Origin of the sequence: Octadecabacter temperatus (assembly GCF_001187845.1) — a bacterium.
Taxonomy (GTDB): Bacteria; Pseudomonadota; Alphaproteobacteria; order Rhodobacterales; family Rhodobacteraceae; genus Octadecabacter; species Octadecabacter temperatus.
On sequence record NZ_CP012160.1, the window covers coordinates 2,756,868 to 2,775,208 of the forward strand.

Genomic DNA, 18,341 nt, shown 5'->3' on the forward strand with positions numbered 1-18,341 from the left:
ATGATCTATGACGACGCTAAATGCACACTGGGTGAGGGCCCACTTTGGCACCCTGAGCGGGGCGAATTGTTCTGGTTCGATATTCTTGGAAAGCGGATGCATATCAAAGGCCGGCATTGGCAGTTCAACCGCTGCGTTTCCGCCGCAGGCTGGATCGATGACACGCAGCTTTTGATGGCTGACAGCATCGGTTTGCATGTGTTCAACCTTGAAAACGGAACATCTGACCAAGTCGCTGAAATTGATGCCGACAACCCGATCACACGGTCCAATGATGGCCGCGCTGACCCGTGGGGTGGCTTCTGGATTGGAACAATGGGTATGAACGCTGAACCCGGCGTCGCCGCGATCTACCGTTACTACCGCGGTGAGGTTCGGGTCTTGTTCGACAACATGCAAGTCACCAACGCGATCTGCTTTGCGCCCGACGGCAGCTACGCGATCTTCACCGACACACGCACGCGCAAGATCATGCGGCAGAAGTTGGCGGAAAAAGACGGATGGCCAGTGGGTGATCCGGAACTTTGGATCGATTGTGGCGATGTTGACTGGAAGCCGGATGGCGCCGTGATCGATGCGGCTGGCAACTTCTGGAACGCCCGTTTTGGTGGGAACGGCATCGCCTGTTACGCGCCCGACGGTACGCTGACCCAAACCGTTGCACTGCCTGCGCACCAAACGACATGCCCTGCGTTTGGCGGTCCTGACCTGAAAACATTGTTCTGCACGTCAGCTGCAATCGGGTTGGACGGCGAAGACGATGGCAAAACATTCTCGACACCAGTCGACGCTGTCGGCCAAGCCGAGCATCAAGTTATCCTCTAAATACGGCCTAATTCGCCGACAAACATCAAGGTGCCACATGAAACGCACGCTCGGCGTCTGCTATTATCCTGAACATTGGCCAGAAGATATCTGGGCAGAAGACGCACACCGCATGGTGGAAGCGGGCCTGTCATGGGTTCGCATTGGCGAATTCGCGTGGTCGCGACTTGAACCGAAACCAGATGAGTTCAACTGGGGCTGGTTGGACCGCGCAATTGACGTGTTGGGGGATGCCGGTCTGAAGGTTATTCTCGGAACACCCACTGCGACGCCGCCGCGATGGATGCTCGATAAGCATCCAGATATGCTTGCCGTTGATGAACAGGGCCGTCCACGTGGTTTTGGTTCACGCCGTCATTATTGCTTTTCGCACCGTGGCTACCGCGAGGAAAGCAAGCGCATCACCCGAATGTTCGCGGAACGTTACGGCGCAAATAAACATATTGAAGCATGGCAAACGGATAACGAATATGCCTGTCACGACACCACGCGCAACTATTCTTACGCCGCAACTGAAGGGTTCCAGCTTTGGCTGGCGCAGAAATACCAGTCTACAGATGCGCTAAACCGTGCATGGGGTAATGTATTCTGGTCAATGGAATACGATGACTTCGCGGACGTCGATTTACCGAACCTGACGGTCACTGAACCCAACCACCCCCACGTTCTCGACTTTTATCGTTACTCTTCGGACATGGTTGTCGAATTCAACCGCGAACAAGTTGATGAGATCCGTAGGTACACCAGCGCGCCGATCATCCACAATTACATGGGCCGCGAAACGTCTTTTGACCATTTCAAGGTTGGCGCGGACCTCGATATCGCGTCATGGGACAGCTACCCGATCGGGTTTCTGTCGGATCGGCTGGAGGGCTCTCCTGAATTCAAGAAACGGTTCCTGCGCCAAGGTCATCCGGATAATCAGGCGTTTCACCACGATCTTTACCGCGCAGTCGGCAAAGGAAGATGGTGGATCATGGAACAACAACCCGGCCCCGTGAATTGGGCGCCCTACAACCCAGCCCCGCTGCCCGGTATGGCACGTCTTTGGGCATGGGAAGCTTTCGCGCATGGTGCTGAAACCGTGTGCTACTTCCGTTGGCGTCAGGCCCCGTTTGCACAAGAACAGATGCACGCTGGGCTTTTGCGCACGGATAGCAATGATGCACCCGCACTCGCTGAAGCGTTGCAAGTTTCGAAAGAAATCAATGACCTACCAGACGTGGGAACCGCCAAAGCGGATGTTGCTTTGGTATTCGATTATGAAAGCGCATGGGCGTGGGAAGCCCAACCGCAGGGTGCAGATTTCGACCAATTCCGCCTTGCCTTTGCAGCATATCGCGCCTGTCGTCGCGCTGGTTTGAATGTGGACATCCTACCACCGGATACCGCTGATCTTTCGGCGTACAAATTCACGCTCGCCCCTGGCCTCATGCACCTGTCTGAGCCGCTTCGGATGGCATTATCGGGCGCAACTGCGCTGATCGGGCCACGAACGGATACAAAAACAAAAGACATCTCAATCCCGACCCCGCTTGGCCCGAACATCAATGAGCTCGATGTTTCCGTAACACTTACCGAAAGCCTGCCGCCCGAGGTTGGAGTGCCGTTGGAAAACGGCGGACAGTTTGTCCACTGGCGCGAAGTTCTGGAAGGCAACGCACCTGTAACATTGCGCGCCACCGACGGGCATGCCGCAATCATGGGTGACAAATTGCGCTACCTTGCTGGCTGGCCAGATGAGGCGACATGGGATTTGATCCTCGAAGATCTGTGCGATGAAACAGGCTTAACCCATCTTGCCCTCCCCGACGGCTTGCGTATTCGCGACACCGAAACCCATCGGTTCGTTTTCAACTACGCGCCAGAAACGCTCGAATGGAATGGTACTGAAATTCCAACCGCTGGCGTCCATTGGGAAGCGCTTTGACTAAGTTTGGAACAACCACAGACGGTCGATGTGTCGATGCGTTAGAAATTTCAGCACACGGTTTGACCGCACGCATCCTTACCCTTGGCGCGATTTTGCAAGACGTTCGGCTAAGCGGCATTGCCCACAGCCTGACCAAAGGTTCGCTTGATTTGGCCGGATACGAAGACGCGTTCAAATTTCACGGTGCAATCGTTGGTCCCGTGGCCAATCGCATTACAAACGCAACGGCCGTGATCGACGGATTTGATCACCGTTTCGAGGCGAACTTGGACCGCGCACACACCCTGCATGGCGGCGTTCGCGGCACCCACGCACGCATCTGGGATGTGGCCCACCACGGGGCTGAACGGCTCGACCTGACGCTCAACCTCGCTGACGGCGACGGCGGCTTCCCCGCCAATCGCACCATCACTGCGCGGTTTGATATCCTTGAGGGCCCCGCGCTGCGTTTGACCATCACGACCACGACGGACGCGCCCAGCATCGCCAACCTCACAAATCACAGCTACTGGAATTTGGACGGAACCGATCACATGCGCGACCATGCTTTGCAGATCGATGCTTTGGAGTACCTCCCTGCGACGGACGCGAGTTTCCCAACCGGTGAAATTGCGGAGGTCACGCAAACGCCGTTCGATTTCACAGAAGAAAAGCTGCTTACCCTTGGAACGCCCCCGCTCGACCACACCTACTGCCTATCGCAACATCGCCGCGCATTGATTGAATTGTTGCATCTAACCGGCGCCAGCGGCCTATCGATGCATGTCGCTACAACAGAAGCCGGCATACATATTTACGACAATCGCCCCACCTACGGCAGCATCGCGATTGAGGCACAAGGTTGGCCCGACGCACCGCGTCACCGCCAGTTCCCAAGCATCGAAATCACCCCTCAAACGCCCACCGAACAAATCACGCAGTGGCGCTTTTCGCGTTAGGGTTTGCCCCAACCACCCCCGCCCGGTGTCTCAAGGTAAAATGCGCCACCGGTTGGCAAATCGATTTCATCGTTGCCTTGCAGGTCATGACGTTTGCCATCCGGCATCACCGCCCAATTGCGCCCAACTGCGCCGTTCTCTCCACCATCAACGCCGAACGGCGGGACAACACGGTGCGAGCATAGCGTCGTAACCGTAACAGGTTCCAAGAACGTCATCACGCGGCGCGCGCCACAACCACCAGAAAAAGCGCCCGCCCCACCCGATCCATCGCGCACCTCAAACCGATCAAGCCGCACAGGGAACCGTTTTTCCAGAATTTCGGGATCGGTCATACGCGTGTTGGTCATGTGGCTTTGCACTGCGTCACACCCGTTAAAATCCGGTCCAGCGCCCGTGCCACCTGCAATGGTTTCATAGTTCTGGAAACGCTCATTTCCCCAGACGAAATTGTTCATCGTCGCCTGTGACCCAGCGATAACACCCAAGGCGCCATAAAGCGCGTTACACGCGGCTTGGCTGACTTCGGTGTTGCCGGCGATAACGGCGGCTGGATAGGTCGGGTTCAGCATACTACCCGTCGGCGCAACGATGCTCAGCGGTTTAAGGCACCCTTCATTGAGCGGAATAGCCGCGCCAACAAGCGTGCGGAAAACGTAGAGCACCACTGCGCGGCAAACGGCATAGGGCGCGTTGTAGTTGCCCTTGTGTTGCGCGCTCGTTCCGGTGAAATCGACAGTCGCGGTTCGTGTTATTTTATCAACTGAAACAGAGACTTCTATCGTTTGTCCAATATCCATTTGGTAGCTAAATGATCCACCTTTCAGGCGGTCGATTACGCGGCGCACGCTTTCGGTCGCGTTGTCTTGGACGTGGCCCATATAGGCCGCGACAACATCCACACCGTAACTGGAACAGGTTTGCTTTAGCTCGGCCATGCCGGTCGCATTCGCGGCAACTTGGGCTTTTAGGTCAGCGATGTTTTGATCGATGTTGCGACAGGGGTAGCGCCCAGAGGCTAGCGTCGCGCGGGTGTCGTCCTCAAGGAAGCGTCCCTTAGCGACCAGCTGAACATTGTCGATCAACACACCCTCTTCATCGATGTGCTGACTGTCAGGTGGCGCGGAACCGGGCGTACGTCCGCCAATGTCGGCATGATGCCCGCGCGACCCAAGCCAAAAGCGCGGCTTGCCACCGATAAACACAGGCGTCACGACGGTAACGTCTGGCAAATGCGTGCCGCCATTATACGGAGAGTTGAGCATGAATGCATCACCCTCAACCACATCCGGCCAACCCTTCATCACCGTTTTAATGCTGTCTGACATAGACCCAAGGTGCACAGGAACATGGGGCGCATTCGCCACCAGATCGCCAGAGCCATCAAAGATCGCGCAGGAAAAGTCGAACCGTTCCTTGATGTTTACAGACTGGCTTGTGTTGGCCAATGTCGCGCCCATTTGGTCGGCGACGGACATGAACAAATTGGACATCACCTCAAGCACGACGGGGTCCGCTTGCGTGCTTGTGCGACGGTCTTTCTGTTCGGCATCTGATGTCAAAATCAAATTGCCCAACGCGTCCACTTCAGCCGTCCAATCTGGTTCAATAACGTTGGTGCCTGTGGGTTCCAGAATGATCGCTGGACCGCTGACTTTGTCGCCAACTCCCAACGAAGCACGCTCATAGAACGGACGATCATGCACCGCGATAGGATCTGGGGATTGCGCGGATTTAACCCCTAGGTCAGGCAACGCCGCCCCCTCACCGATCGCCTCAACACTTAGCATTTCAAACAGAATTTCAGCTTCGGGGCTCGTGAACCCAAAACGTGCCAGATGTGCCGCTTCGAACGCTGCTTTCATCGCGTCAGCTGTGTCAAAGGCAACTTTCAGATCCTGTTGTGTCCCGCTATAGCGCAAATAGGCCCAAAGCTCACTGCGAACGTCCTCGGCTCCTTGAGACAACACCGTCTCCCGCGCGCCTGCTTCCATCTCAGCTAACGTTTCTTTGGCCTTCGGAACGTTGGCCAAGGGTGCATCGAACTGGGTTTCACGCATGTCGCGAAGTTCAGCTAGCCCCATGCCAAACGCGGACAAAACGCCCGCAAACGGATGGATCAGAACGCGCGACATGCCCAGCGCCTCGGCCACAAGGCAGGCGTGCTGCCCGCCCGCACCACCAAAGCACTGCAGCGTGTAGTCCGTCACATCATGGCCGCGTTGAACGCTGATTTTCTTGATCGCGTTGGCCATATTGTCCACAGCAATCGCAAGAAACCCTTCGGCGATGTCTTCCACCGAGCGTGGTGTTTCACCGCTTTCGTTTGCGACCTCAGCGGCAAGTGCTTCAAATTTTGCGCGCACCGTTTCCACGTCCAACGGCAAGTCGCCTTCCGGCCCGAAAACATGGGGGAAATGATCTGGGTTCAGCTTGCCCAAAAGCACGTTGCAATCGGTGACAGTTAGCGGCCCGCCACGGCGATAGCACGCAGGGCCAGGGTTGGCGCCCGCGCTTTCCGGTCCAACCTGAAACCGACCATCCGCATACCGGCAAATCGAGCCGCCTCCCGCCGCAACCGTATGAATATCCATCATCGGCGCACGCATTCGCACACCGGCCACTTCGGTCTCGAAGCTGCGTTCATATTCGCCAGCATAGTGACTTACGTCTGTTGACGTTCCACCCATGTCAAAACCGATAAGCTTGTTATGCCCAGCAGCCTCAGCCGTCTTGACCATGCCTACAATCCCACCAGCAGGACCGGACAGGATCGCATCGCGCCCTTGGAAACGTGCAGCGTCCGTTAGGCCGCCACTGGACTGCATGAAGAACAGCCGCTCGCAAACGCGGCCAACATCCAATGCGCCCGCGACCTGATCAACATAGCGACGAAGAATCGGTGACAGATAGGCATCAACAACTGTCGTATCACCACGCCCGACAAGCTTTGCGAGGCGTGAAACCTCATGGCTGGTGCTAACTTGGGTAAATCCAATCTCCCGCGCAATTTCGGCAACGCGAATTTCGTGCACAGGATTGAGGTACGCGTGCAACAACGCAACCGCCACGGCACGCACGCCTTTATCAAACGCGGTTTGCAACGCAGCACGCACTGCAGCCTCATCCAACACCGCCAACACGCTGCCATCCGCGTTCAGACGCTCCTGCACTTCCGCGACATTGGTGTACAAAAGCTCTGGGCGTTTAATCTCAAGCGCGAATAGGTCAGGCCGCGTTTGATAGCCGATCTTCAGAAGGTCGCGAAATCCTTCTGTAATCAGCAACAATACCGCCTCGCCTTTTCGTTCCAGCAAAGCATTGGTCGCAACCGTTGTACCCATCTTCACAGCCGAAATCGAACCTTCGGGGGGATTCGGCGTGCCGATCAATTCATGCACCCCTTGCACGGCTGCATCGGCGTATTGCTCTGGATTCTCTGAAAGCAGCTTTTGCGTCACCACTTTTCCATCCGGAGTACGGGCGACAATATCGGTAAATGTACCGCCCCGATCGACCCAAAATTCCCACTGTTTTGATGACATGACGCGCCCTTTGTCCTTGTCAGCGGACTTGACCAAGGTACGGGACTAAGAACAACCCCTCAAAAGCGTCAGTTTCGGTTTGACAGGCAGCGCTTGCGCGACTATTCCGCCCGCTGTGCATGGCGTTATAGCTCAGTTGGTTAGAGCGAACGACTCATAATCGTTAGGTCCCTGGTTCAAATCCAGGTAACGCCACCACGCGCCCCCAAATTCACGCTTCCCTTTGACACCATCTTCAGGTTGCTTAGGCTTTAACCGCTAGGGGTAATGTATGGCACTTTTACAAGAGTTCGAAGCGATCGTTGGGGCCGACTATGCGCTGACCGGTGAAGACGTTGCACGATGGTCAAAAGACTGGACAGGCCACTACTGCGCCGAACCGGGCGTTGTGCTGCGTCCGGCATCCACACAAGAGATTTCGCAGATCATGGCGTTGGCCAATGCGCAGCGCCAATCCATCACCCCTGTTTCAGGCCATACCGGACTTGTCGGCGGCACCTTTGCCCCTGGTGGGGTTCTGCTATCCCTCGACCGAATGAATAAAATTCATGACATCAACACCAACACGCGCACGGCCGTTGTTGATGCGGGTGTGATTCTGTCGTCATTGCATGATGCCGCAGAAGCTGAAGATCTGATTTTTCCGTTAACCTTCGGCGCACGTGGCTCAGCCATGATTGGCGGGGTGATGTCCACCAATGCGGGTGGGTCCAACGTGCTACGCTACGGCAATACACGCGATCTGGTGCTTGGCCTTGAGGCTGTGCTTGCCGACGGTCGCATCGTGAACCTGATGTCGGCGCTGCACAAAGACAATTCCGGTTTAAACCTGCGCCAGCTTCTTATTGGTTCTGAGGGGACGCTTGGCATCATCACGAAGGCCGTCGTTAAGCTCGCCCCGAAACCACGCGCCTATGCCACTGCAATGGTCGCTACGCCATCGCTCGAGGACGCGTTAACGCTGCTGAACCGCACCCAAGACGCGACAGGCGGCGCGGTTGAGGCCTTTGAGTACATGCCACGCAATTACATTGACGTGTACATGGACCGCTTTGAAGGTGCGCGCGAGCCGTTTGATGCGCCATACGACATCAACATCATGGTCGAGGTCGCAACAACAACCGATACGGACGTGAACGAAACGCTGCTCGAGATCATGTCCGACATGATGGAAGAGGGTACGGTCCTTGATGCCGTTGTCGCCCAGAACGAAACCCAACGCCGCGAGATGTGGGAGCGTCGCGAAGCAGCAGCAGAGCTGGCCTTTTGGCGTCAACCCATCGTCGACACCGACATCGCGTTCCCCCTAGATCTGGTGCCCGAGTTTTTCAAACGTGTGGGCGTCGCCATGACCGCCCTCGACCCTGAACATGAACCGAATTTCGTCGCGCACTTAGGGGATGGGAACGTGCACTACAGCGTCTACCCCTCGCGTGACGATCTGGATTTAAAAGAGAAAATCGTCGAATCTGTCGAAGACATCGTAGCAGACCTTGGTGGCAGCTTTTCAGCAGAACACGGCGTTGGGCTGTCCAAGTTAAACACAATGCGCCGCCGCAAAGATCCCGTCGCACTGGACATGATGCGCAAAATCAAAAGCGCACTTGATCCGAATGGGATTTTGAATCCGGGGAAGTTGATACCGGATTGAGAAAATCGGTAAAGGGTCTTGATTTGTCTCTGCGCGATGGAGCCACACCAAGTAAACAAGATCCGAGTTGCTACTTTGGATATCACTATTTCTGCGGAAATTGTTAGCAAATTGACCACCAGTTCGTTCATTCGTTAGGAAACCGTTAACTTCTCAGGCCAAATCAAGTCGATGCCAAGACCTCTTCATGATTGAGGCATTTTTCACTTAACAACAAAAAATCAATCGCTTAGCCCTGACCTTGCTCCGATATCGAGGAATCGTTTTCCACGAAAGCAAAGAGGTTTGAGTTATATGTCGAACGGAATCACAAGCGCACTCGCTGATATCAACCTAGCACAGTTGATCGCACAGACCGCCAGTGGATCAAGTTCCGCTTTCTACCTGCCGATCGCGATTGTCTTTCTTGGAAGTATTGCCCGCCCGCTTTTTGTGGTAGTGATGAGCTCGATCCGTCCCGACCGGCAGCGCCAACCGTGGAATTCCATTCAATTGATTGGTACAAGTCTCGGTATCTTTGTCCTGATCGGCGCAATGACCGGCGGACATCACCGTCTATATGACGACATCAAATATGAAATTGTGAATCCATTCAGGATCGCATGGTTGAAGCAGGACACCTGTCGTCCAGAACTGCCACAGGACTGCGTAACGGTTTTCCTGATGTCGGGTGAATATCTCATAATGTCTAGGGACCGCATGGCCCGTCGGTCCTATTCTGAATATTGGCCGGAACAGTCACTGACACCAAGAAGTCGTCCTGTATATTCTGTCTCAACACAGCAGTTAACCGACCCTGATCAAAAATCCTAAATCGGCCAAGCTCTACTTACCCCGCAGCAACCGCCTCGAAGAAATCCGGCCCCGCCTGATCCAGTAACTTTTCCGCCAACGCTTTACCCAGCGCCGCGCCGTCCGCAATCGGCCCGCGCCGCTCTCCGGTAAACACTTGGCTGCCATCCGGTTTCAATATCTCGCCGCGCAGCCAAATCTGGTCGCCTTCCAGAACAGCCAAACCCGCGATTGGTGTTTCACAAGAGCCATCAAGCGCACCCAAAAAGGCGCGCTCCGCCGCCATCATCTGCCCCGCCGCAACGTCGTGAATTGCTGCCAGCATATCGCGTGCGCGCAAGTCATCGGCACGCCGTTCTATCGAAATAGTCCCCTGCGCAATTGCCGGAAGCATCTCTTCAACCGAAATCGCGCCTGTCGCGTGAATGCCCATGTCCATCCGGTTCAATCCCGCCATGGCCAAGAACGTCGCATCCGCAACGCCATCGCCCAGCTTTTTCAACCGTGTCTGCACATTGCCGCGAAACTCAACGACCTTCAGGTCTGGACGCTGCGCCAAGAGCTGTGCACGGCGACGTAGGCTGGACGTTCCGACAACTGCGCCTTGCGGCAATTCCGCAATCCCTGAACATGTCATCGACACAAACGCGTCCCGCGCATCTTCGCGCGGCAAAAACACGTCGAGCACCAACCCTTCGGGTTGCTCAACCGGCATGTCCTTGGTCGAGTGCACTGCGATATCGATATCGCCGCGCAACATCGCCTCTTCGATCTCTTTGGTGAACAAACCTTTGTTACCAATCGTCTTCAGCGCGATATCTGCATCGATCAACGTACGGTCATCACCCGTCGTTTTGATCACGCAAATCTCAAACGCGTTCTCGGGCAAATCATGCGCCATCATCAAGCGTGCACGGGTTTCATGGGCCTGCGCGACGGCCAATGGCGATCCACGGGTTCCGATTTTCAAAGGCTGGGCCGCTGTGGGCAAATCATATTCCATAAAGCACAATTAGCCGCGCCCCGTGGCCCTTACAACCACTTGACTCAAGCCCCCCCAAACGAGACACCGACTAGGAAGCAATTGGAGGCCAAAATGAGCACGCAAAAAACTATTCTTCGCGCCCTAGCAGGTGAAACGCTGCCAACGCCCCCGATTTGGATGATGCGACAGGCAGGGCGCTACCTGCCCGAATACAAAGCCACCCGCGCGCAAGCCGGTGACTTTCTGTCCCTTTGCTACAATCCTGAGCTTGCTGCTGAAGTTACTCTTCAACCGATCCGCCGCTATGGGTTCGATGCGGCCATTCTGTTTGCTGACATTTTGCTGCTACCCCAAGCCTTGGGTGCTGACCTATGGTTCGTCACGGGCGAAGGCCCGCGTTTGTCGACCATCACAACCGCGGATGAGCTCAAGGCGCTGAAACCTGTTAGCGCGATCCACGACACGCTGTCGCCGATCTACGAAACCGTCAAAATCCTGTCGCGCGAATTGCCTTCAGAAACAACGCTGATTGGTTTTGCAGGGGCACCTTGGACCGTCGCGACCTATATGATCGCCGGCCAAGGAACACCGGACCAGGGACCGGCGCATGCGTTGAAAGATGCAAACAAGGACGTCTTTGAAGGTCTTCTTGATATCATCACTGAGGGTACGATTGATTATCTTTCCATGCAGATTGAGGCCGGCGCTGAAGTCGTGAAGTTGTTTGATAGCTGGGCGGGGTCTTTAAAAGGCGACGACTTCCTAAACTATTCCATTAAACCGATGGCCCGCATCGTTGCCGCGCTGAAAGCCAAACACCCGAACACACCAATCATCGCCTTCCCGCGCGGAGCTGGTAAGAAATATGTCGGCCTGCACGATGCCATTGGCGCCGACTGCATTGCGTTGGATGACGGTGTCACAGCTGCATGGGCCGCCGATAACGTCCAGATCGGCGGCTGCGTTCAAGGCAACCTGAAGTCATCGCATATGGTGACGGGTGGCGACGCCCTTGTCTCTGAAACGCGCCGCATCGTGGATGCGCTCCAGAACGGGCCGCATATCTTCAACCTTGGCCACGGCATCACGCCAGATGCGGATCCAGAGAACGTTCAGTTGATGATTGATACGGTTCGCAACGGTTAACGTTGCAGAACTAGATCAACGGATCATGGGCCCATTGCAGCAGGCCCTGCCGTTGGCGTGGACGACAAAAGATATCGCCGGGATCGCAATTTGCGCGGACCTGCCCCGCGTGCCGCGAGAACGCACGCCACCTTTTGATCTGGACCGCATCAAGCGCCTCGATGCGGCGACCCAAATAGTAGCGGCAATACCATTGAAACCAGCCACGTGGATCGGGTTCATAAATCCACCCTTTTCGGCGCCACTCCGATAGGGGCTGGCGGCTTTTGATACCGAAATAATTCAGCTCAACATTGGCTGTATCCGCGATTTTTGCGTTATCGAACCACTCAACCGGTAACTCGTCACGGCAATCGTTACAGTATTTGCCTTCAAACACACCCATCGCTAACATTTCTGATGGCGAATAGTGGGGTGTAAAACCTTCCTCAAGATCACCGGCATCGACAGCCAGCTCATAGCGGTAGTCGTTTTGCATGCGGTCATTGACCTCAATCACAAGGCCCGCCGTATAGCTTTGCTCGTTCAGACCCATTTTGCCAACGGCGGCAGGCTCATCAGCACGGCGTTTGCATCGTGCCCTGTTTCCAAACCGAACTTCGTTCCGCGATCATAAACAAGATTGTATTCCGCATAGAGCCCACGATGCACAAGTTGCGCATCCTTATCGGCCTCGGACCATTCGGTGTTCCGGCGCTTTTCAACCAATGGCACATAGGCTGGTAAAAATGCGCGCCCCAAGTCCTGCGTCAACGTAAAGTCAGCGGCCCAATCACCCGTGCAATGGTCATCCATAAACACGCCACCTACGCCACGCGCGCGGTTGCGGTGCGGGATATAAAAATACTCATCCGCCCATACCTTGAGCTTAGGGTAATGCGACTCGCCATGCGGATCGAGCCATGCTTTTTGCGTTTTGTGAAAGTGCGCCGTGTCCTCATCATATTCGATGCAGGGGTTCAGGTCAGACCCCCCGCCAAACCACCACGCATGGGGTGTCCAGAACATACGGGTATTCATGTGAACCGCTGGCGCGTGCGGGTTTTGCATATGCGCCACAAGGCTAATGCCAGCGGCCCAAAACCGCGGATCATCGGCCATACCGTCCAGTCCCTTGCGGGCCATCATTGCTGCCTGTGCGCGCGCGCCGAGCGTGCCGTAAACGGTAGAGATGTTGACGCCGACCTTTTCAAACACACGCCCACCACGCATCACTGACATCAGGCCGCCACCAGCGTCTTCACCATCGTCGCCAGTTCGAGTCGTTTCCGTAACCTCGAAACGTCCTGCAGGGAGGTCTGCAAACGCACCCTCTGTCTGCGTGTCTTCCAAGGTTTCGAAGGCTTTCACAATCTCATCGCGCAGCGTGCGGAACCACGCCGACGCCGTTGATTTCTGTTGTTTCATGTCATCCAAAGCCATGTCGTTACCCGATGTTATTGCTTATCAAGCAGACCTATCATTGATTGTTGGAGCAGGCCAAGCGCCCGCAAACAACCGCGACCATATGGCTGCCAAAGGACCTAACTATGACCCGCTCGACCTTACTTTTGATCCCGCTTGTGGTGCTTACCGCATGTTCTACACCGCGCGAACAATGCATCAGCAGTGCCAATCGTTCTGTTGCGACCCTCGACCGTTTGATCTCTGTGACACGTGGCAACATTGGGCGCGGTTACGCCATTGCCGAAGTGCAAGACGTGCGCGTTTTGCGTTCTCGTTGTGAAGGCACAAATGAAGACGGTTCAACGTTCCGCTTTCCGTGCGAAGAAACAGAAACCTTCACGCGCCGCGTACCTGTGACGATCGATATTGCGGAAGAACGCACGAAGCTTGCGCAATTAGAATCTCGCCGTGAACAGCAGGCAAGCGATGCGCAGGCGCGCATTCAACAATGCATCGCCGTTCACCCAGAATAATTAGTGCGCAGGTGAGGTGGCCGGATCGATCAACGTTCGGCCACCATCGACAGTAATCACCTGACCTGTCACGAAACTGGAAGCATCAGACGCGAGGTATTGCACTGCGTCAGAAACCTCGCCCGGCCCAGCGATACGGCCCAAGGGGGTGTGCTCGATAATATCGCTGCGATATTCATCGTGCTCTTTCAGCTGTTGCTGCAAGCTCGATGACATCACGGACCCGAACGCTACGGCATTCACGCGGATGCGTGACGGCGCCAATGCGACGGCCATGGACCGCGTCATTTGATCAAGCGCCGCAGTGGAAATCGAATACCCGAGCAAGTCAGGATTTGCGCGTCGCGCGGCAATGGAACTAAGGTTGATGATCGACCCGACGGTCCCTTCTTCCTGATCCTCTGCCTGCTTAATCATGCGCTTTGAGATCGCCTGCGTCAGGCGCAGCGACGTCATCAGGTTCTGGTTTAAAAGCGTTTCAACCTGGTCTTCCTTTGGGTTCAAAGGATCGGATCCCACCATCTGGCGCGACGCATTCACAAGGATGTCGACACGTTCAAAACTATCAATCGTCATCGACAAAAGGTTATTGATCGAGAGTTTCTGCCGCAAATCGCAGGCGAATGTCCGGTATCGTTCGGGCTCAACCTCAGACGATCCTAGTTCCTCTTCAAGGCGTTCTTCATCCATATCTGCAAAGACGACATTGGCACCTTGAGAAACGAAATGCCGTCCAATCGCAAGGCCGACACCGTTTGCGGCACCTGTGACGATGGCTGTCTTACCGGCAATTGAAAAGGACATGAAAGCTCCTGACGCCCAACTGGATTCGGGCAGGCTAGGGGAAATTATCGTTTTGGGCGAGTCGCGCGGAAAATCTTGAACGCGCCAGAGCCAGAAAGCTCTTCAACACGCGCAAATTTGGCGTCTAGTTCGGCCTCATAAGGAAGGTGACGGTTCGCGACCATGTAGAACACACCGCGCGGCTTCAGGATTCGCGCAGCTGTCGCGATGAAGCCTTTGCCGAGATCAGGGTCACCAGCACGGCTGGCGTGAAACGGCGGATTTGAGATAACCGTGTCATACGGGCCACCCGTATAGCTGAGCGCATCTGTCCAAACGTCCGTCACCCGCGGGTCATTGGTGTTTTCTACAGCGCACGCAAGCGCAGTTTTTTCAGCTTCAATCATATCAAGCTGCGTCACACCTTCATGCGTCAGGATTTCACGGCTGAGGTAGCCCCAACCAGCCCCTAAGTCCGCAACGTCGCCTTTAAGGTCTTCAAGGTGGCCCGCCAACAAAGCCGACCCTGCATCGATTTTGCTTTCGGAGAACACACCTGCAACGGTTTTATATCCATCGGGTGACTTAACGGTCGTATTCCACTTGGGCGTCGCACCGGCCTCAAACCAGAACAACCGCCCGTGGCCCTTGGCGATTACGCCTGAAATGGCGGACACTTTGCGGATGTCTTTATAGATGCTTTCAATGCCATCCGTTTTCTGCCCGTCGATGATGACCAAACCGCCTGCTGCAATCGCAGAGATGATCATAGATCGAGCAAGTGTTTTGGAACGCGGCAAAACAACGAGCGTGGCGGCACGCGGCACACCGTCCCCAATGAAACCCATCGCGTCCCAATACTGATGATCAGGGAAATAAGTTGCCTCGACGCTGACATCGCTAAGCCCAGCAAGGTCATAGCCAGCAGGCGGGCGCAAAACATGCAGAGTTCCAGACAGGTCCAGACCTTCGTCCAGCGCGGTAAAGAGGCGTGAGTATTTCATGTGATCCGAGTGGGCGCGCGGCCCTACTCTTTCTCCATTGTGCATTGCAGTGGATGCTGATGACGACCAGCAAAGTCCATAACAAGGGCGACCTTCGTTTCCGCAATCTCATGCGAAAAGACACCAACAACCGCGAGGCCCTTTTGGTGAACCGCCAACATGATCTCAACAGATTGGTCGTGATTCATACCAAAGAAACGTTCCAAAACCGTCACAACAAATTCCATCGGCGTGTAATCGTCGTTCAAGATCATGACCTTGTACAACGGCGGACGCTTGGTTTTTGGGCGTGTTTCAAGTTTAAGACCGATATCGCTATCGTCGTCATCATCCCGATCAGCCATCATGTAAACGTCGTGCAACATCATAGTCCTTTGGCGCGAGTCTCTAGCAGAGTGTGCGTTCAGCCGCTTAATATAACCTTCACACCCCGTATGAAAAGGGGGGCGCATTATTCAGTTTCAAAGGGCCTTTAAATGAACAAACCCAATTGGACCATCGCTTTTGATGCTGATGACACACTTTGGCACAACGAGCGTGGCTTTGCGCTAACGCAGGCGCGCTTTGCTGAACTGCTTCGGGACCACACCAGTGTTGATCACCTAATGGAACGTTTGTTGGCGGCTGAGCGTCGAAATATGGGGATCTACGGGTTCGGAATCAAAGGGTTCACGCTGTCGATGGTCGAAACCGCGCTAGAAATCACAAGTGGCGCAGTTTCCACGGACGTCATTGCTGAACTACTTGCAATGGGGCGCGGGATGCTCGCGGACCCTGTAGAACTTCTTCCTGGCGTTCGAGAGGCGATTGAAGCGGTCAAACCCGACGCGGAGATCCTATTGATTACGAAGGGTGACTTACTAGACCAAGAACGCAAGCTCGCGCAGTCTGGGTTAGGCGATTTGTTTGATGCGGTTGAGATCGTCAGCGACAAAACACCTGACATTTATTCACGCATTTTCGCGCGCCACGACACCGCGCATCAGATGATGGTGGGCAATTCGTTGCGTTCAGATGTGATCCCCGCGATCGAAGTTGGGGCATGGGGCGTGCATGTTCCCCATGAACTGACATGGGAATATGAGCATGCCGAAGCACCCGTGACCCACCGCCATTTTCGCCAGATTTCGACGCTTAGTGATTTGCCGGCGTTGGTGAAAGACCTCGGGTAACCCAAAGTTTACCCCCTGCCTCATTCTTGCCTTAATCCGCTATCTAGGGGGTATTCGCAATTTCCACCGCTAGATATGGGCACGACCAAGCGGAGTGTGCATGAAAAGCACACCGAAAGCCTTTGAATCTAAGGTATTTTCTGAAACGCTGCCTTGTGCTAGCCTTGTTTCATAAAAAGAGACCCCACTAAAAAAATCGGGGCTCACGAGGCAGTAAAGAGGCAGTGGCGTGAAACGTCGTATTCAAAACCCCGCGTTGGCGGGTATTCTTCTATTGGTCACACTCCTGATGGCAGCGCTTGCGCCTGCTACGAGTAATGCTGCGCCCTACGCGGCGATGGTTATGGACGCGCGGACGGGTGAAATTTTGCACTCTCGCAACGCGGACACACAATTGCACCCAGCATCGCTCACCAAGATGATGACGCTGTACATTGCGTTTCAGGCGATTGAGCGCGGAGAGATCAGTCTTGATGACATGGTCACGATCACCCCGTTGTCCGCCAATGAACCGCCCAGTAAACTTGGCCTCGTTGCAGGACAGCGTATTCAGTTCCGCTACCTTGTTCGCGCCGCTGGTGTGAAATCCGCCAACGACGCCGCAACTGCCATTGGTATCGCGTTGGAAGGGAATGAGGCAGCCTTTGCCCGCCGCATGACCGCCACAGCCCGCGCAATGGGGATGACACGTACAACATTCCGCAACGCACACGGCTTGACCGAAGCTGGCCACATGTCCACTGCCCGTGACATGACGGTCCTTGGTCGTCACATGATCTACGATTACCCACAGTATTATAACATCTTTAGCCGCATCACGACGGATGCTGGCGTGCGCGAAGTCGCCAACACGAACCGCCGCTTCCTTAGCAACTATCGTGGCGCTGATGGCATCAAGACAGGCTATACACGCGCCGCTGGTTTCAACCTCGTGGCATCCGCTGAACGTGGCCAAGAACGCATTATTGCGACGATGTTTGGTGGATCGTCCACGGCACAGCGTAATGCACGCGTAGCTGAATTGCTTGATATGGGCTTCGCCCGCGCACCAAGCACTGCAAACCTCAACCGTCCGAACCGTGTTGCTGCACAAGGCTCTGGCAACGCAGAAGCCCCAGCACCCGGTACAACAGCACGCACCGTTCGCGTAAACGGCCTCGTGAGCCGCTCACTTCGCCCAAACGCACGCGCAGTGCCAGAACAGCCAGAAGCGCCAGCGGAAGCACTGGTCGCTGTGGATGCGGATGTCATCGAAAACGCCGTAACCGAAGTATTGCAAACAGCCGCAGCCGCGCCGAGCGAGTCCTCTGCCCCACAAGCCCGTCCTTCAGATGTAGTCTTGGCAGCCGTTCAACAAGCGAGCCCAACGCCAAGTCAGCCTGAAATCGTAACCCGCATTTCTACGTCTGGTAGCCGTCTTTGGGGCGTAAACGTTGGCCGTTACAACTCGCGCTATCAAGCGGAACGGGTGTTGTTACGCGTGGCGCTGAACGAAATGTCGACCCTTGACGGCAGCTTGCGCCGCGTCAACCAATCCAGCCGCGGATTTGATGCGAATTTCATGGGGTTAACCCGTGATGGCGCCGAACAAGCATGTGCACGCTTGCAAGCACGCGGCACGACGTGTTTCATGATCGGGCCTGATTAA

16 protein-coding genes and 1 tRNA gene are annotated in these 18,341 nt (G+C 55.3%); 10 read left to right on the forward strand and 7 right to left on the reverse strand.

Annotated features, from left to right (window positions below; translation table 11 throughout):
* The 3 genes from OSB_RS13810 to OSB_RS13820 are packed head-to-tail and all read left to right on the forward strand — an operon-like array spanning window position 1 to window position 3,696.
* Window positions 1-825, forward strand: coding sequence for an SMP-30/gluconolactonase/LRE family protein (locus OSB_RS13810; RefSeq protein ID WP_082166478.1), 825 nt, complete (start codon window positions 1-3; stop codon window positions 823-825).
* A gap of 37 nt (window positions 826-862) precedes the next feature.
* On the forward strand, window positions 863-2,755 hold the full coding sequence (locus OSB_RS13815) for a beta-galactosidase (protein ID WP_049835544.1): 1,893 nt from the start codon (window positions 863-865) through the stop codon (window positions 2,753-2,755).
* Window positions 2,752-3,696: an aldose epimerase family protein gene (locus OSB_RS13820; RefSeq protein WP_049835545.1), complete on the forward strand. Its 945-nt coding sequence runs from the start codon at window positions 2,752-2,754 to the stop codon at window positions 3,694-3,696. The genes OSB_RS13815 and OSB_RS13820 overlap by 4 nt, the downstream gene beginning before the upstream one ends.
* On the opposite strand, the gene OSB_RS13825 is transcribed toward OSB_RS13820, so the two are convergent.
* Window positions 3,693-7,241: a hydantoinase B/oxoprolinase family protein gene (locus OSB_RS13825; RefSeq protein ID WP_049835546.1), complete on the reverse strand. Its 3,549-nt coding sequence runs from the start codon at window positions 7,239-7,241 to the stop codon at window positions 3,693-3,695. The genes OSB_RS13820 and OSB_RS13825 overlap by 4 nt on opposite strands.
* Window positions 7,242-7,362: 121 nt before the next feature.
* Here OSB_RS13825 and OSB_RS13830 point away from each other — a divergent pair.
* The 3 genes from OSB_RS13830 to OSB_RS13840 all read left to right on the forward strand — a co-directional run bounded on the left by OSB_RS13830 (window position 7,363) and on the right by OSB_RS13840 (window position 9,705).
* Window positions 7,363-7,439: transfer RNA gene (locus OSB_RS13830), tRNA-Met, on the forward strand.
* A 73-nt stretch (window positions 7,440-7,512) separates the two neighbouring features.
* Window positions 7,513-8,892 carry an FAD-binding oxidoreductase gene (locus OSB_RS13835; RefSeq protein WP_049835547.1) on the forward strand — a complete coding sequence of 460 codons (1,380 nt, stop codon included), beginning with the start codon at window positions 7,513-7,515 and terminating at the stop codon, window positions 8,890-8,892.
* Between the two features lie 294 nt (window positions 8,893-9,186).
* Window positions 9,187-9,705, forward strand: a complete 519-nt coding sequence (locus tag OSB_RS13840) for a hypothetical protein (RefSeq protein ID WP_049835548.1) — start codon at window positions 9,187-9,189, stop codon at window positions 9,703-9,705.
* Between the two features lie 16 nt (window positions 9,706-9,721).
* Here the strand turns inward: OSB_RS13840 and hemC are convergent, their stop codons facing one another.
* Entirely contained in the window at window positions 9,722-10,687 is a 966-nt protein-coding gene (gene hemC, locus OSB_RS13845; RefSeq protein ID WP_049835549.1) for a hydroxymethylbilane synthase, read from the reverse strand.
* A 93-nt stretch (window positions 10,688-10,780) separates the two neighbouring features.
* Here hemC and hemE point away from each other — a divergent pair, with 93 nt between their 5' ends.
* The gene (gene hemE, locus OSB_RS13850; RefSeq protein ID WP_049835550.1) at window positions 10,781-11,815 is read left to right on the forward strand and encodes a uroporphyrinogen decarboxylase; all 1,035 of its coding nucleotides are present in this window, start codon (window positions 10,781-10,783) and stop codon (window positions 11,813-11,815) included.
* Between the two features lie 10 nt (window positions 11,816-11,825).
* On the opposite strand, the gene OSB_RS13855 is transcribed toward hemE, so the two are convergent.
* Together OSB_RS13855 and hemF are read right to left on the reverse strand one after the other, a co-directional pair.
* Window positions 11,826-12,350 (reverse strand): hypothetical protein, encoded by a 525-nt coding sequence (locus OSB_RS13855; RefSeq protein ID WP_049835551.1) that lies wholly within the window; start codon window positions 12,348-12,350, stop codon window positions 11,826-11,828.
* Window positions 12,341-13,237 (reverse strand): oxygen-dependent coproporphyrinogen oxidase, encoded by an 897-nt coding sequence (gene hemF, locus OSB_RS13860; protein ID WP_049835552.1) that lies wholly within the window; start codon window positions 13,235-13,237, stop codon window positions 12,341-12,343. The genes OSB_RS13855 and hemF overlap by 10 nt, the downstream gene beginning before the upstream one ends.
* 107 nt (window positions 13,238-13,344) lie before the next feature.
* Here hemF and OSB_RS13865 point away from each other — a divergent pair, with 107 nt between their 5' ends.
* Window positions 13,345-13,734, forward strand: a complete 390-nt coding sequence (locus OSB_RS13865) for a hypothetical protein (RefSeq protein ID WP_049835553.1) — start codon at window positions 13,345-13,347, stop codon at window positions 13,732-13,734.
* Here OSB_RS13865 and OSB_RS13870 read toward each other — a convergent pair whose 3' ends face one another.
* The 3 genes from OSB_RS13870 to clpS are packed head-to-tail and all read right to left on the reverse strand — an operon-like array spanning window position 13,735 to window position 15,886.
* On the reverse strand, window positions 13,735-14,538 hold the full coding sequence (locus tag OSB_RS13870; protein ID WP_049835554.1) for an SDR family NAD(P)-dependent oxidoreductase: 804 nt from the start codon (window positions 14,536-14,538) through the stop codon (window positions 13,735-13,737).
* Between the two features lie 44 nt (window positions 14,539-14,582).
* Window positions 14,583-15,521, reverse strand: coding sequence for a class I SAM-dependent methyltransferase (locus tag OSB_RS13875; RefSeq protein WP_049835555.1), 939 nt, complete (start codon window positions 15,519-15,521; stop codon window positions 14,583-14,585).
* 23 nt (window positions 15,522-15,544) lie between these two features.
* Window positions 15,545-15,886, reverse strand: a complete 342-nt coding sequence (gene clpS / locus OSB_RS13880; protein WP_049835556.1) for an ATP-dependent Clp protease adapter ClpS — start codon at window positions 15,884-15,886, stop codon at window positions 15,545-15,547.
* Between the two features lie 111 nt (window positions 15,887-15,997).
* Here clpS and OSB_RS13885 point away from each other — a divergent pair, with 111 nt between their 5' ends.
* Both OSB_RS13885 and OSB_RS13890 read left to right on the forward strand, forming a co-directional pair.
* On the forward strand, window positions 15,998-16,693 hold the full coding sequence (locus tag OSB_RS13885) for an HAD family hydrolase (RefSeq protein ID WP_049835557.1): 696 nt from the start codon (window positions 15,998-16,000) through the stop codon (window positions 16,691-16,693).
* 229 nt (window positions 16,694-16,922) lie between these two features.
* Complete coding sequence (locus tag OSB_RS13890; RefSeq protein WP_412457894.1) at window positions 16,923-18,341, forward strand: D-alanyl-D-alanine carboxypeptidase family protein; 1,419 nt, start codon at window positions 16,923-16,925, stop codon at window positions 18,339-18,341.